The sequence below is a fragment of the Aeromonas sp. 6P genome (genome assembly GCF_051919525.1).
Classification (GTDB): Bacteria; Pseudomonadota; Gammaproteobacteria; order Enterobacterales; family Aeromonadaceae; genus Aeromonas; species Aeromonas veronii.
The window spans coordinates 3,655,135-3,668,007 of sequence record NZ_JBQBEO010000002.1 but is presented as its reverse complement, the minus strand read 5'-3'; the positions used below and the strand labels follow the sequence as shown (position 1 = coordinate 3,668,007).

Sequence of the window (12,873 nt, the reverse complement as noted above, 5' to 3'; positions counted from 1 at the left end):
CCTTGGCGGGCCCGCCGTAGCCAGGGTTTTGTTTTAACGAGAGTGTTTATCTGATGTCATTAACCGAACAAGCCCGCTGGTTCGTGCTGGGGGGCGATCATCTGGTACTGCTCGATCAGCAGGGAGAGGTGCCACAGGGTAGTAAAGCGTGCCTGCCCGCAGCGCTGGCCGGTGCCCATTTCGAGCGTTTCGACGAGTGGCAGGGGCTACCCTGCTATCTGCTCGATCTGGGGGCTGAGGCCGACACGACTATGATGGCCCCCCTGCGCCAGTTGATGGTGGCGGGGGACGAAGAGGGCTTTCGTCTCGCGGGCCGTGCCTGGCAGCTCGTTACCTTCCGCCGCACCCACCGTTTCTGCGGCGAGTGCGGCGCCCCCATGACCCCGAAGGCGGGGGAGTGGGAGCAGGTGTGCCACCACGGCCACACGGCCTATCCGCGCATTTCACCCTGCATTATCGTGGCGGTGCGCAAGGGGCCGGAGATCCTCTTGGCGGCCCATCGCCGTCACTATCAGGCGGATGATCCCATGTATACCGTGCTGGCCGGGTTTGTGGAGGCGGGAGAGAACCTTGAGCAGTGCGTAGCGCGGGAGGTGTTCGAGGAGAGCGGCATCCGGGTGCGCAATGTGCGCTATGTGGCGAGCCAGCCCTGGCCCTTCCCTCACAGCCTGATGATGGGCTTTACCGCCGACTACGAGAGCGGCGAAATCAAGGTGCAGGATGACGAACTGGTCGCTGCCGCTTTCTTTGCCGCCGACCAGCTGCCGCGTTTGCCACCCCACGGCACCATTGCCCGGCGGCTGATCGAGTTGTCACTGGCTGGCGAGGGGTAACGGCGCTTATCTTTTCGCCAACCTTTTTGCACTTCATTTTAAAAACGGGGCGCTCTGGTTTGCGCCCCTTCACATCTTTGCAACCGCGCGCCCATTTGCCACGTTTTGGGCAGTCCGCTCCGGTGGGCAAAGTGGTATTATGGTCGCCATTTTATGCGTGATACGAACTCAGGAACTGGGATGAAAGAGCTGAAGAACGATCGATACCTGCGCGCCCTGCTGCGTCAGGATGTAGACATGACCCCGGTATGGATGATGCGCCAGGCAGGGCGCTATCTGCCGGAATACAAGGCGACTCGCGCCCAGGCGGGGGATTTCATGTCCCTGTGCCGCAATGCCGAGCTGGCCTGTGAAGTCACCCTGCAGCCGCTGCGCCGCTACCCGCTCGATGCCGCCATCCTCTTCTCCGACATCCTGACCGTGCCCGATGCCATGGGGCTGGGTCTCTACTTCGAGCAGGGTGAAGGCCCGCGCTTCGAGCGCCCGATCACCTCCATGGCCGATGTGCAGGCGCTGCCCATTCCGGATCCGGAAGATGAGCTGGGCTACGTGATGAACGCGGTGCGCACCATCCGCCGCGAGCTGAAGGGCGAAGTGCCGCTCATCGGTTTCTCCGGCAGCCCATGGACCCTGGCCACCTACATGGTGGAGGGGGGCAGCTCCAAGGCATTCACCAAGATCAAGCAGATGATGTACGCAGAGCCGCAAACCCTGCACCTGCTGCTCGACAAGCTGGCCGACAGCGTGATTGCCTACCTCAACGCCCAGATCAAGGCGGGTGCACAGGCGGTCATGGTGTTCGACACCTGGGGCGGCGTGCTCACCCCGCGCGATTACCGCGATTTCTCCCTGCAGTACATGCACAAGATTGTCGATGGCCTGATCCGCGAGCACGACGGTCGCCGCGTGCCGGTCACCCTGTTCACCAAGAACGGTGGCCAGTGGCTGGAGCAGATCGCCGCCACCGGTTGCGATGCGCTGGGTCTGGACTGGACCACCGACATTGCCGATGCCAAGCGTCGGGTCGGCGACAAGGTGGCGCTGCAGGGCAACATGGATCCCTCCATGCTCTACGCCACTCCCGCTCGCATTCGTGAAGAGGTCGCCTCCATTCTGGCCGGTTTCGGTCACGGCAATGGTCACGTATTCAACCTCGGTCACGGCATCCATCAGGATGTGAACCCGGAACATGCCGGTGTGTTCGTCAACGCGGTACACGAGCTCTCCGCCCAGTACCACGGTCGCTAAGGCTGGGGCGAGAAAAGAATAGTTTGTTTGAAATCCGGGGCCGCAAGGCCCCGTTTTACATTAAAGAATGGCGCTGCGACACGAGAGCGTGGCGCCCGTGCAGGAGGCAAGATGAGCAGCAAGTCACTGGATTGGGGTATCGATCTTGGCGGTACCAAGTGTGAATGCGTGGTGCTGGAGGGCGACGAGGTGCTGCTGCGCCACCGCATCTCCACCGAGCGGGCTGGCGGTTATGACCATATGATCGGCCAGATCGCCAAGCTGGTGGCAGAGTGCGCCGAGAAGATTGGCCAGCGCCCGGCCATCATCGGCATGGGCACCCCGGGGGCGCGGGATCCGCAGACCGGCCTGATGAAGAACTGCAACACCACCGAGCTCAACGGCAAGCCGTTCAAGGAGGATCTGGAGCGCAAGCTGGGCGTGCCGGTGCTGATCGCCAACGACGCCAACTGCTTCGCGCTGGCAGAAACCCATCTCGGTGCAGTGCGCCAGCACCATCCCGATGCGAAAGTGGTGTTCGGCATCATCATGGGCACCGGGGTCGGCTCCGGCATCGTCATCAACGGCCAGATCCTCAACGGCCACCACGGCATCGCCGGTGAGTGGGGCCACAATGTGCTTTCCCCTGATGGCCCCGAGTGCTACTGCGGCAAGCGTGGCTGCGTCGAGACCCTGATCAGCGGTCCGGCGCTGGAGGCCTGGTACGAGGCCAAGGCCAAGCGCCGCCTCTCGCTTGCCCAAATCGCGGCTGCCACCGCCCACGATCACATCGCCAAGCTCACCATCGATCGGCTGCATCTGCTGTTTGGTCAGGCGCTGGCCAATGTGGTCAATATTCTCGACCCGGATGTTATTGTCATCGGTGGCGGGGTGGGCAATGTGCAGAGCCTTTACAGCGCCGGACGGCAGACAATTTTGCCCTTCCTCTTTAATCCCCGCTTCAGAGCCCCCATTATTGCTCCTGCCCTTGGTGACAGTGCCGGGGTATTCGGGGCCGCACTGCTGGCCCGCGGTGAATTCAAGGAGGCCCTGCTGTCGTAGCCGGGGCTCCCGGGCGGCCGGTGTGCCGCCCTGTTGCTGGTTCAAGGAAACGGATTCTCGATGATCAAGATTGCCATCAATGGTTACGGGCGGATCGGTCGCAACGTGTTGCGAGCCCTCTATGAAAGCGGGCGCGACAAGACCATCAAGATCGTCGCCATCAACGAGCTGGCGGCCCCCGAGGCCATGGTGCACCTGACCCGTTACGATACCAGTCACGGTCGCTTCCACCATCCGGTGCAACTGGCGGGCAACAGCATGCTGGTGGGGGAGGATCTTATCTCCCTGTTTGCCGAGCGGGATCCGTCAAAGCTGCCGTGGCGGGCGCTGGGGGTGGATGTGGTGCTCGATTGCACCGGGGTGTTTGGCTCGCGGGCCGATGCCGAGCTGCATCTGGCGGCGGGGGCGGGCAAGGTACTCTTCTCCCACCCGGCGGATGCGGATGTGGATGCCACCGTGGTCTACGGGGTCAACCATCATACCCTCACCGGAGCGGAGCGGATCGTCTCCAACGCCTCCTGTACTACCAACTGCGTGGTGCCGGTGATTGAAACATTGCATCGAGAATTCGAGATAAATTGTGGTACTATTACGACAATTCATTCGGCCATGCATGATCAGCAAGTCATCGATGCCTACCACAGTGACTTGCGCCGAACCCGTGCTGCCAGTCAGTCCATCATTCCGGTGGACACCAAGCTGGCAAAGGGGCTGGAGCGTATCCTGCCCCACTTCGCCGGCAAGTTCGAGGCGATCGCGGTGCGGGTGCCGACCATCAATGTAACAGCGATGGATCTCAGTATTACTGTTCGTAAAAAAGTGACAGTTACTGACGTAAATCAAGCCCTGCAACGGGCATCCAGAGGTACATTACACGGTATTCTGGATTACACGGAAGAACCGCTGGTCTCCGTAGACTTCAATCATGATGCACACTCCTGCATCATTGATGGTACCCAGACCCGGGTGAGCGATGCCAACCTCGTCAAGATGTTGATGTGGTGCGATAACGAATGGGGCTTCGCGAACCGGATGCTGGATACCACCCGGGCCATGATGGCCGCAGGCTGAGCCTGCCCCGGGCGAAAGGTTACTGTTTTTAACATTACCTGGAAAATATAGAGGACTGAATATGTCTGTTATCAAGATGACTGACCTGGATCTGGCGGGTAAACGCGTTCTGATCCGTGCTGACCTGAACGTACCGGTAAAAGACGGCAAGGTCACCTCCGATGCACGTATCGTTGCGACTCTGCCGACCATCAAGCTGGCTCTGGAAAAGGGCGCCAAGCTGATGATCACCTCCCACCTGGGTCGTCCGACCGAGGGTGAATACAACGAAGAATTCTCCCTGGCTCCGGTTGTCAACTATCTGAAAGACGCTCTGTCCTGCCCGGTTCGCCTGGCCAAGGATTACCTGGATGGCGTAGAAGTCGCTGCCGGTGAGCTGGTTGTGCTGGAAAACTGCCGCTTCAACAAAGGCGAGAAGAAGAACACCGAAGAGCTGGCCAAAAAATACGCCGCCCTGTGTGACGTCTTTGTAATGGATGCGTTCGGTACTGCTCACCGCGCCGAAGGTTCCACCTACGGTGTTGCACAGTTCGCTCCGGTCGCCTGTGCCGGTCCGCTGCTGGCGGGTGAACTGGAAGCCTTGGGCAAAGCCATGCTGAAGCCCGAGCGCCCGATGGTTGCCATCGTTGGCGGCTCCAAGGTCTCAACCAAGCTGACCGTTCTGGAATCCCTCTCCAAAATCGCTGACCAGCTGGTTGTCGGTGGTGGCATCGCCAACACCTTCATCGCTGCTGCCGGTCACAACGTCGGCAAGTCCCTGTGCGAGCACGACCTGATCGACACCGCCAAGAAACTGGCTGCCGAGACCAACATTCCTGTGACCACCGACGTGGTTGTAGGTGCCGAGTTCTCCGAATCCACTCCGGCGACCATCAAGTCCGTCTCTGACGTGACCGACGGCGACATGATCTTCGACATCGGCCCGGATTCTGCCAAGGCCCTGGCTGACATCATCATGAACGCCAAGACCATCCTGTGGAACGGCCCGGTTGGTGTATTCGAGTTTGACCAGTTTGCTGAAGGCACCAAGGTTATCGCTGAAGCCATCGCTGCTTCTCCGGCCTTCTCCATCGCTGGCGGTGGTGACACCCTGGCTGCCATCGACAAGTTCGGCATCGCTGACAAAGTCTCCTACATCTCCACTGGCGGCGGCGCCTTCCTGGAGTTCGTAGAAGGCAAGGTACTGCCGGCTGTTGCGATTCTGGAACAGCGCGCCAAAGCCTAATTGACCCGGAACGGGGGGCAAAAGCCTCCCGTTTCGTTTATCATGTGCCCGCTGTGCCGGTTCATGATGAACCCCCCATTTTTTATTAACGGCATACGAGACAGGACGATTAAACATGTCTAAGAAAATTTTCGACTTCGTAAAACCCGGCGTGATCACTGGTGATGACGTTCAGAAAGTGTTCGCCATCGCTAAAGAGAACGGCTTTGCTCTGCCGGCAGTAAACTGCGTTGGTACCGACTCCGTGAACGCCGTACTGGAAGCTGCCGCCAAGGTTAAAGCGCCGGTTATCGTTCAGTTCTCCAACGGTGGTGCCGTGTTCACCGCCGGTAAGGGTCTGAAGCTGGAAGGTCAGAAAGCTGCCATCCTGGGTGCCATCTCTGGTGCCAAGCACGTTCACGCTGTTGCCGAAGCTTACGGCGTGCCGGTCATCCTGCACACCGACCACGCTGCCAAGAAGCTGCTGCCGTGGATCGACGGTCTGCTGGAAGCGGGCGAGAAGCACTTTGCTGAAACCGGCAAGCCGCTGTTCTCCTCCCACATGCTGGATCTGTCCGAAGAGTCTCTGGAAGAGAACATCGACATCTGCTGCGAGTACCTGACCCGCATGGCCAAGATGAACATGACTCTGGAGCTGGAACTGGGTTGCACCGGTGGCGAAGAAGACGGCGTCGACAACAGCCACATGGATCAGTCCGCTCTGTACACCCAGCCGGAAGATGTTGCTTACGCTTATGAGCGTCTGTCCAAGATCAGCCCGCGTTTCACCATCGCTGCCTCCTTTGGCAACGTACACGGTGTATACAAGCCGGGTAACGTCAAGCTGACCCCGTCCATCCTGGACGCTTCCCAGAAGTACGTTTCCGAGAAATTTGGCGTTCCAGCCAAGTCTCTGGACTTCGTATTCCACGGTGGTTCAGGTTCCACTCTGGAAGAGATCCGCGAGTCCATCTCCTACGGCGTAGTGAAGATGAACATCGACACCGACACCCAGTGGGCAACCTGGGAAGGTCTGCTGAACTTCTACAAGAAGAACGAAGCTTACCTGCAAGGCCAGCTGGGCAACCCGGAAGGCGCCGACAAGCCGAACAAGAAGTACTACGACCCGCGCGTATGGCTGCGTGAAGGTCAGACTTCCATGATCAAGCGTCTGGAACAGGCTTTCTCCGACCTGAACGCCATCGACGTACTGTAATTCGTTACAGCACCTTGATTGCATGAAAAGGCGCCCTTCGGGGCGCCTTTTGCATTTCTGTGATCCGCACCGGTTGGTGAGTGGAGGGGGAACTGGGTATTATCGAAACAACTTTGCTTATTTTATTAAACAATTTGCAACCAAGGCAGGATGCTGAGTATGCAGGCAGGAAAGCACAACGGATATCAGGAGCACGTCGCCTCCTACTACGCGGCCACCCGCAACGACTCGCAACAGTGGCCCGAGCTGGAGGGGGAGCACAAGGCTGACGTCTGCATCATCGGCGGCGGTTTTACCGGTCTTAACACCGCCATCAATCTGGCGGATGCTGGTTACAAGGTCGCCGTGCTGGAGGCCAACCGTATCGGCTGGGGCGCCTCCGGGCGCAACGGCGGTCAGCTTATTCGCGGTATCGGCCACGATACCAGCCAGTTTGCCCGCTGGATTGGTGAGGATGGGGTGCGCGAGCTCGACCTGATGGGGCTGGAGGCGGTGCAGCTGGTGCGCGAGCGGGTGGAGCGTTTCAATATCGACTGCGATCTCACCTGGGGCTACTGCGACCTCGCCACCCGTCAGCGTCATCTGGCTGGCTTCGAGGAGGATCTCGCGCATCTGGCGAGCCTCGGCTATGAGCACGAACTCAAGCTGGTACCGCGGGAAGATATCCATAGCGTGGTGGGATCGGATCGCTATATCGGCGGCCTCATCGACATGGGCTCCGGCCATCTCCATCCCCTCAATCTGGCGCTCGGCGAGGCGCGCGCCGCAGCCAGCCTAGGGGTTTCCCTGTTTGAACACTCCCGGGTGACCCATATCGATTACGGCAAGCAGGTGGAGGTGACCACCGCCCACGGCCGGGTCACGGCCGACTATCTGGTGATCGGCTGCAACGCCTATCTCAATGACCTCAATCCGGAGCTGGGAGGGCGGGTGCTGCCGGCCGGTTCTTACATCCTCGCCACCGAGGTGCTGGATCGCCGCTTGCGCCAGCGCTTGCTGCCGCAAAACATGGCGGTGTGCGATCAGAACGTGGCGCTCGACTACTACCGCCTCTCCGCCGACGGTCGTCTGTTGTTCGGCGGGGCCTGCAACTACTCGGGAAGGGATCCCCGCGATATCAAGGCCTTCATGTTGCCCAAGATGCTGCGGGTCTTCCCCGAGCTGGCTGGTACCGCCATCGAGTTCCAGTGGGGCGGGATGATCGGCATTGGTGCCAACCGGCTGCCGCAGATTGGCCGCTTGAAAGCTCACCCCAACGTGCTCTATGCCCAGGCCTACTCGGGTCACGGTCTCAACGCCACCCATATGGCGGGCAAGCTGGTAGCCGAGGCGATCCGCGGCGAGAGCCGGGGTTTCGATCTCTTCGCCAGCGTGCCCCATATCACTTTCCCGGGTGGCCCGGCGCTGCGCTCTCCGCTGCTGGCACTGGGAATGTTGTGGCACCGGATGAAGGATATCTTCTGACGCCGATTGTCAGCCTGCGCAGTGATGGCTGAGCGCCGGCTCCCTTGCCAGCCCTTGTTTATAGCGGGTTGGCACAATCGTTCCGCCTGATAGACCAAAAGATGCATTCGCGCCAATCTCGTCCGGTTGGCGCTATCTTTTAGGTGTGAGAGCGGTTATCTGCCAAGGGGACGAGGGTGTGTCTGCTTGCCGGAATACTTGCCGAGAAAGAGCTGAGGACGGGGAGAGGAGGGCCAAGATGGAGATAAATGTGGTCGCGTCAGGCGGGCTCAGCCCGCTGGCGCAACGGCAGGGTTCTCCCGCCGTGCAGGCACAGGAGCGGGCTGCGACTTCACCATCAACGGGCAGTGACAGCCTGGTGCGCGACCTTAGCGCTGTGCTGGATGAGCTGGGGCTGTCACCACAAGGGGAGAGCAGCGGCGGTGGCACTATTTCAATCAGGGATTCGCTGGAAGCGTTCATCAACACCATGATGGGCTCCCTGCAACAGCAGCAGGAGCAACAGTTGGCATTGCAGCAACAACAGCGGCAAGAGCAGGAACAGCGCAAACTCGCCATCGCCGACAGCAGCGAAAACCCGCTCAAGCGGGATCTGGCGCGTCTGCTGGAGACGCTGGATCAGCAGGGCGGACAGGAAAAAGCGAGCGAGCAAGGAGCCGAGCGTGAAGCGGTCAACCCCTTGCAGAGCCAGCTGACCAAGCTGCTGGAGAGCAGTGGTGCGGCAGAGAGCGGGGTCACCCTCAAGGAGGTGCTGTCAGGGTTGTCCAGCAAGCTGCCGAGCGAACCTGCCGAGCGAAAAGGCTATCGGGTCGATACCCAGGTTTGAGCTGGTTGGCAACGGCAGTCCAGTCGTTGCAGTGCGTAAGGGGCGGGCAGCCCTTTATTGGGCCGGTTCCGCCAGTCGCCACCCCTGTTCGTCCTTCATCATCCACACCTCGGCCTCTTGTGGCAGCACTTGGCCCGCCTCGAACTCACCATATTTGCGCTCGAGCTCCATCAGCCCCATCTCCTGCTGGAAGGGGCCGACACGGTCATAAATCAGATCTTCGTCGTACAGCACCTGCAGCTGATCCAGTCCCTGCTTGAAGTGGAGCTGGTAGCTCACCTTGACCAGATAGACCCCCTCCATCCGCTCCTCCTTGCTAAGGATGGTGAAGTCGCTGATATCGAACAGGTTGGCATCCGTTTCGGCCAGCAGCTTGGCGGTGACCTGCTGGCGGATATCCTCTTCACCGGGCCCTGCACTGCAGCCATAAAGCCAGAGGGCTAGCAGGGGGATGAACCACTTTTTCATCAAAACTCCGGACGGGCGAGACAATCGAAGGGCAAATTCTGCCATGCTGCCGGTCATATACAAGGGATTGCCAGAAAAATCAGTGCGTAACGTATAAGGCTGCCCCCTGTCTGTCTACAGGGGCGCCGTTGGTCAGCGTAGCTGATCGAGCCTGCCCAGAAACTCCGCCGGCCCCATAAAACCGGTGACCCGCTGGCCTGTCAGCTCCTTGCCCTCGCGGTCGAAGAAGATGAGGGTCGGCAGCCCCAGCACATTGAGGCCGTTGAGCAGCTCGATATCGGCATCGTCGTTGGCGGTAACATCCGCCTGCAGCAGCACCATCTGGCCGAAGCGCTCCCGCACAGCTGGATCGCTGAAGGTCTTGTGCTCGAACTCCTTGCAGGCGACGCACCAGTCGGCGTAGAGGTCGAGCAGCACCGGCTTGCCGCGGGCGGCGGCCAGCTGCACCTTGAGATCATCCAGCGTCTTGACGCGGATAAACTGCGGCGCCGTTTGACTGGCATCCGTCGTGATGGCAGCAGGGGGGGCCGGTTGCAGCAGATCCTTGCCCACTACCACGGCGCTGATCATCGCCAGCAACAGCACGAAGCCGCGCACGCTTTTGGCCACCGAGTGGGGTTGGTGCTGGTTGTGGTGATAGAGGTAGCCGCACAACAGCAGCCCCCAGCCGAGCCAGGCGAGAGTGGCAATCTGATCGCTCCAGAGCCGTGACAGCAGCAGGATCGGCACTGCCAGCAGGGCAAAACCAAACAGCTGCTTGATCACATCCATCCAGGCGCCCGCTTTGGGCAGTAGCTTGCCACCCGAGGTGCCTAGCAGCAGCAGCGGTAGCCCCATCCCCAGTGACAGCGCATAGAGTGCCGCCCCGCCGAGCCAGAGATCGCCGCTCTGGGCCACGTAGATCAGCGCCCCCGAGAGCGGCGCCGTAGTGCAGGGGGAGCAGACCAGCCCGGAGATCATCCCCATGATGGCGACCCCGACCACAGAACCACCCTGCTGGCGGTTGGAGAGGCCGGAGAGCCGGGTCTGCAAACTGCTCGGCAGTTGCAGGGTGTAGAGGCCGAACATGGAGAGGGCCAGCAGCACGAACATCACCGAGAGGCCGAACAGCACATAGGGGTGTTGCAGCGCCGCCTGGAATTTCAGCCCTGCCGAGGCCACTACCAGTCCCAGCAGGGTGTAGGTGACCGCCATCCCCTGCACATAGACCATGGAGAGCAGGAAGGCGCGACCGGTAGAGAGGCGATGGCCGGCACCGGCGATGATGCCGGTCAGAATGGGATACATGGGGAAGACGCAGGGGGTGAAGGCGAGCCCCAGTCCCAGTGCGAAGAAGGCGACGATGCTGAGCCAGAATCCCTGATTGCCGAGGGCTGCGGCCAGCTGATCTTGCTGGCTAACCGGTGCGACGCTTTGTGCCGTTTCAGCAGTGGGTGCGGTGGTTGCCGTGACCAGCGGGGTTACATCGATCAGCTTGTCGGTCGGCGGGTAGCAGAGGCCGTCGGTGCAGCCCTGATAGCGCACCCGCAGGGTGGCGCCGTCGCCCACTTCTTTGAGCGGCACCGCGATGCTCACCTGCTGGTAGTAGACCCGGGTCTTGCCGAAGAAATCATCTTCGTGCTCGGTGCCTTCCGGCAGGGTCGGCTCGCTGAAGGTGAGGTTGTTCCCCTTGAAGCGCAGGCTATGGCGATAGAGGTAGTAGTCGTCGGCGATGTGGAGGGTTAGCAGCAGCTGATCGCCGCGCTGTTCGCTCTCGATCTGAAAGGCCTCATCGACCTGTAAAAATTTGGGTTTGGCGTTGGCTTCAATGCCCAGCGAGCTGAGCAGATCGGCGCCGCTGGCGTGGGCAGGGGAGCTGCCCACTGTTGTCATCAACAGGGCGCAGAGCAGCAGTGGAGAGAGCAAGCGGGTGAACGTCATGCGGTCTCCCCATTGAGCCAGTCCAGATAGGCAGGTAGTCCGGCACTTACCGGCAAGGCCAGCAGCTCGGGCACCTCATAGGGGTGATGGGCTTGAATACATGCCTGCAGCTCGGCAAAGCGCGATTGGCGGGATTTGATGATGAGCTGGATCTCGGTGGCGCGCTCCACCTTGCCTTGCCAACGATAGACGGAGGTGATGCCCGGCAGTTGATTGATGCAGGCGGCCAGCCGCTGGTTCAGCAGCTGTTCGCAGAGAAGGTCGGCACTGGTTTGATCTGGGCAGGTGCAGAGCACCACAATGGCGTCGGTCATAAAGCGGATCTTCACCTCGTTGGGGTAAACCGGGCAGGCGCCCTTGCCGTCTCATCCCTGTCTGCGGATGAAGGTGAAAAAAGCGCCTGAAAATCAGCGGCTACTATACCCCAGAGCCGCTTCAAATAGCATCTGTAGCCATTTGTGAGCCAGCGCCAAAAATTTGTGGGGGGCATGAGATAGACGCTGTCATGGGGACAGGGCAGAATGAGCGGGCTTGTTCCCAATTGACGTAAGGAAATGTATGACCCAACAGAATGAGCAGCAGAGAAACCGCATGTTGAGCCTGCTGCGCGAAGGTGAGCGCCGCATGTTGGTTCAATTGGCCGGGCTGCTGCGCACGACCGCCGATGAAATCAATGCCGAGCTGGAGAAAGAGGAGCTGATGGCCACCCTGGAGCAGCCCATTACAGTGGAGTATCTCAACGGCGTGGTGCAGCACCATCTGTTCGAGCGCAAACACAAGGGAGATATGGCGGTTGCCCAGCAGATCCTGAGCGATTATCAGAGCGAGCTGGAAGCGCTGCAGGCCGCCCAGGCTCAGCCTGAAGAGGCTGCCGCTGCCGACGAGAGCGGCGAAGAGCTCAAGGCCCAGGCTTGAGCGACGGGCAGGCCTGAATCCTTACCTCTGAATCAGCCGGCCTGCCAGCGCTGACGCTTTTTGCGGCCCCATCATGTCTGCCATGATGGGGCCGTGTCGTTTCTTCTGTAGTCTTTCCTTGTTGACCTTCACTTCTCGGTTTCAATCCAACTGATTCGTGCCTTAGCGCACCTCTTGTGGCATGCCGTGCGGCACTTCGCGGGGGATGGGGAACACCTTGTCATAGCCCCAGTTGTAGACGAAGGCATAGATCAGATAGAAGACGACGAAGCCCAGATCCAGCACCAGCGCCTCCAGCATGCTGACGCTCAGCCACCAGGACATGACCGGTAGTGCGACGATCAGCAGACCGCCCTCAAAGCCGAAGGTATGCAGCACCCGTTGCCACAGGGTCTTGTGGGTATGGCCCTGATATTTGAGCAGCAGCTTGTCGACCCCGATGTTGTAGATGTAGTTCCAGACGGTGGCCAGCACCGAGAAGAACAGTGCCAGCGGGCCCATATGGTTGAGCCCGACCCCGGTAACCCAGCTGGCCAGCGGGGCGGCAATCAGCAGGCCAATAAATTCAAAGCCAATCGCATGGCGCAGGCGATCGTTACGGGTACGCATAAGTCACTCTCTCAATCAGGTTCATTCACGGATTGCTGGTTAATCTATAGATCTTTAG

Annotated in this window: 13 protein-coding genes; 9 read left to right on the top strand and 4 right to left on the bottom strand. The window is 60.2% G+C overall.

Annotated elements, in window-relative coordinates:
• Window positions 1–53 precede the first annotated feature (53 nt).
• The 8 genes from nudC (at window position 54) to ACTG2J_RS16875 (ending at window position 8,903) form a co-directional block, all read left to right on the top strand.
• Window positions 54–833: an NAD(+) diphosphatase gene (nudC, locus tag ACTG2J_RS16910; RefSeq protein ID WP_274161536.1), complete on the top strand. Its 780-nt coding sequence runs from the start codon at window positions 54–56 to the stop codon at window positions 831–833.
• A gap of 180 nt (window positions 834–1,013) precedes the next feature.
• Window positions 1,014–2,081 (top strand): uroporphyrinogen decarboxylase, encoded by a 1,068-nt coding sequence (gene hemE / locus ACTG2J_RS16905; RefSeq protein WP_005335440.1) that lies wholly within the window; start codon window positions 1,014–1,016, stop codon window positions 2,079–2,081.
• Between the two features lie 111 nt (window positions 2,082–2,192).
• On the top strand, window positions 2,193–3,122 hold the full coding sequence (locus tag ACTG2J_RS16900; protein WP_274161537.1) for an ROK family protein: 930 nt from the start codon (window positions 2,193–2,195) through the stop codon (window positions 3,120–3,122).
• Between the two features lie 60 nt (window positions 3,123–3,182).
• Window positions 3,183–4,193, top strand: coding sequence for an erythrose-4-phosphate dehydrogenase (gene epd, locus ACTG2J_RS16895; RefSeq protein ID WP_005335438.1), 1,011 nt, complete (start codon window positions 3,183–3,185; stop codon window positions 4,191–4,193).
• Between the two features lie 61 nt (window positions 4,194–4,254).
• Window positions 4,255–5,418 carry a phosphoglycerate kinase gene (locus ACTG2J_RS16890; RefSeq protein WP_005335436.1) on the top strand — a complete coding sequence of 388 codons (1,164 nt, stop codon included), beginning with the start codon at window positions 4,255–4,257 and terminating at the stop codon, window positions 5,416–5,418.
• A gap of 115 nt (window positions 5,419–5,533) precedes the next feature.
• A complete protein-coding gene (gene fbaA, locus ACTG2J_RS16885; RefSeq protein ID WP_113739613.1) occupies window positions 5,534–6,613 on the top strand; it encodes a class II fructose-bisphosphate aldolase in 1,080 nt (359 codons plus the stop codon).
• A gap of 159 nt (window positions 6,614–6,772) precedes the next feature.
• Window positions 6,773–8,077, top strand: coding sequence for an NAD(P)/FAD-dependent oxidoreductase (locus ACTG2J_RS16880; protein ID WP_113739614.1), 1,305 nt, complete (start codon window positions 6,773–6,775; stop codon window positions 8,075–8,077).
• A 238-nt stretch (window positions 8,078–8,315) separates the two neighbouring features.
• Entirely contained in the window at window positions 8,316–8,903 is a 588-nt protein-coding gene (locus tag ACTG2J_RS16875; protein ID WP_113739615.1) for a hypothetical protein, read from the top strand.
• Between the two features lie 54 nt (window positions 8,904–8,957).
• Here ACTG2J_RS16875 and ACTG2J_RS16870 read toward each other — a convergent pair whose 3' ends face one another.
• The 3 genes from ACTG2J_RS16870 to cutA all read right to left on the bottom strand — a co-directional run bounded on the left by ACTG2J_RS16870 (window position 8,958) and on the right by cutA (window position 11,605).
• The gene (locus ACTG2J_RS16870) at window positions 8,958–9,371 is read right to left on the bottom strand and encodes a hypothetical protein (RefSeq protein WP_113739616.1); all 414 of its coding nucleotides are present in this window, start codon (window positions 9,369–9,371) and stop codon (window positions 8,958–8,960) included.
• 132 nt (window positions 9,372–9,503) lie between these two features.
• Window positions 9,504–11,291 (bottom strand): protein-disulfide reductase DsbD, encoded by a 1,788-nt coding sequence (locus ACTG2J_RS16865; RefSeq protein ID WP_439997691.1) that lies wholly within the window; start codon window positions 11,289–11,291, stop codon window positions 9,504–9,506.
• Window positions 11,288–11,605: a divalent-cation tolerance protein CutA gene (gene cutA / locus ACTG2J_RS16860; RefSeq protein WP_113739618.1), complete on the bottom strand. Its 318-nt coding sequence runs from the start codon at window positions 11,603–11,605 to the stop codon at window positions 11,288–11,290. The genes ACTG2J_RS16865 and cutA overlap by 4 nt, the downstream gene beginning before the upstream one ends.
• 244 nt (window positions 11,606–11,849) lie before the next feature.
• Between cutA and ACTG2J_RS16855 the strand changes: the two genes are divergently transcribed.
• Window positions 11,850–12,206 carry a hypothetical protein gene (locus ACTG2J_RS16855; RefSeq protein WP_005362699.1) on the top strand — a complete coding sequence of 119 codons (357 nt, stop codon included), beginning with the start codon at window positions 11,850–11,852 and terminating at the stop codon, window positions 12,204–12,206.
• Between the two features lie 162 nt (window positions 12,207–12,368).
• Here the strand turns inward: ACTG2J_RS16855 and ACTG2J_RS16850 are convergent, their stop codons facing one another.
• Window positions 12,369–12,815, bottom strand: coding sequence for a PACE efflux transporter (locus ACTG2J_RS16850; protein WP_439997690.1), 447 nt, complete (start codon window positions 12,813–12,815; stop codon window positions 12,369–12,371).
• Window positions 12,816–12,873: the final 58 nt, after the last annotated feature.

Bases quoted from the DNA above. Each gene is read 5' to 3' on its own strand.
- nudC (WP_274161536.1), top strand. From the start codon at position 54: ATGTCATTAACCGAACAAGCCCGCTGGTTCGTGCTGGGGGGCGATCAT.
- ACTG2J_RS16875 (WP_113739615.1), top strand. From the start codon at position 8,316: ATGGAGATAAATGTGGTCGCGTCAGGCGGGCTCAGCCCGCTGGCGCAA.
- ACTG2J_RS16870 (WP_113739616.1), bottom strand. From the start codon at position 9,371: ATGAAAAAGTGGTTCATCCCCCTGCTAGCCCTCTGGCTTTATGGCTGC.
- ACTG2J_RS16865 (WP_439997691.1), bottom strand. From the start codon at position 11,291: ATGACGTTCACCCGCTTGCTCTCTCCACTGCTGCTCTGCGCCCTGTTG.
- fbaA (WP_113739613.1), top strand. From the start codon at position 5,534: ATGTCTAAGAAAATTTTCGACTTCGTAAAACCCGGCGTGATCACTGGT.
- ACTG2J_RS16850 (WP_439997690.1), bottom strand. From the start codon at position 12,815: ATGCGTACCCGTAACGATCGCCTGCGCCATGCGATTGGCTTTGAATTT.
- cutA (WP_113739618.1), bottom strand. From the start codon at position 11,605: ATGACCGACGCCATTGTGGTGCTCTGCACCTGCCCAGATCAAACCAGT.
- ACTG2J_RS16900 (WP_274161537.1), top strand. From the start codon at position 2,193: ATGAGCAGCAAGTCACTGGATTGGGGTATCGATCTTGGCGGTACCAAG.
- ACTG2J_RS16880 (WP_113739614.1), top strand. From the start codon at position 6,773: ATGCAGGCAGGAAAGCACAACGGATATCAGGAGCACGTCGCCTCCTAC.
- ACTG2J_RS16855 (WP_005362699.1), top strand. From the start codon at position 11,850: ATGACCCAACAGAATGAGCAGCAGAGAAACCGCATGTTGAGCCTGCTG.
- epd (WP_005335438.1), top strand. From the start codon at position 3,183: ATGATCAAGATTGCCATCAATGGTTACGGGCGGATCGGTCGCAACGTG.
- hemE (WP_005335440.1), top strand. From the start codon at position 1,014: ATGAAAGAGCTGAAGAACGATCGATACCTGCGCGCCCTGCTGCGTCAG.
- ACTG2J_RS16890 (WP_005335436.1), top strand. From the start codon at position 4,255: ATGTCTGTTATCAAGATGACTGACCTGGATCTGGCGGGTAAACGCGTT.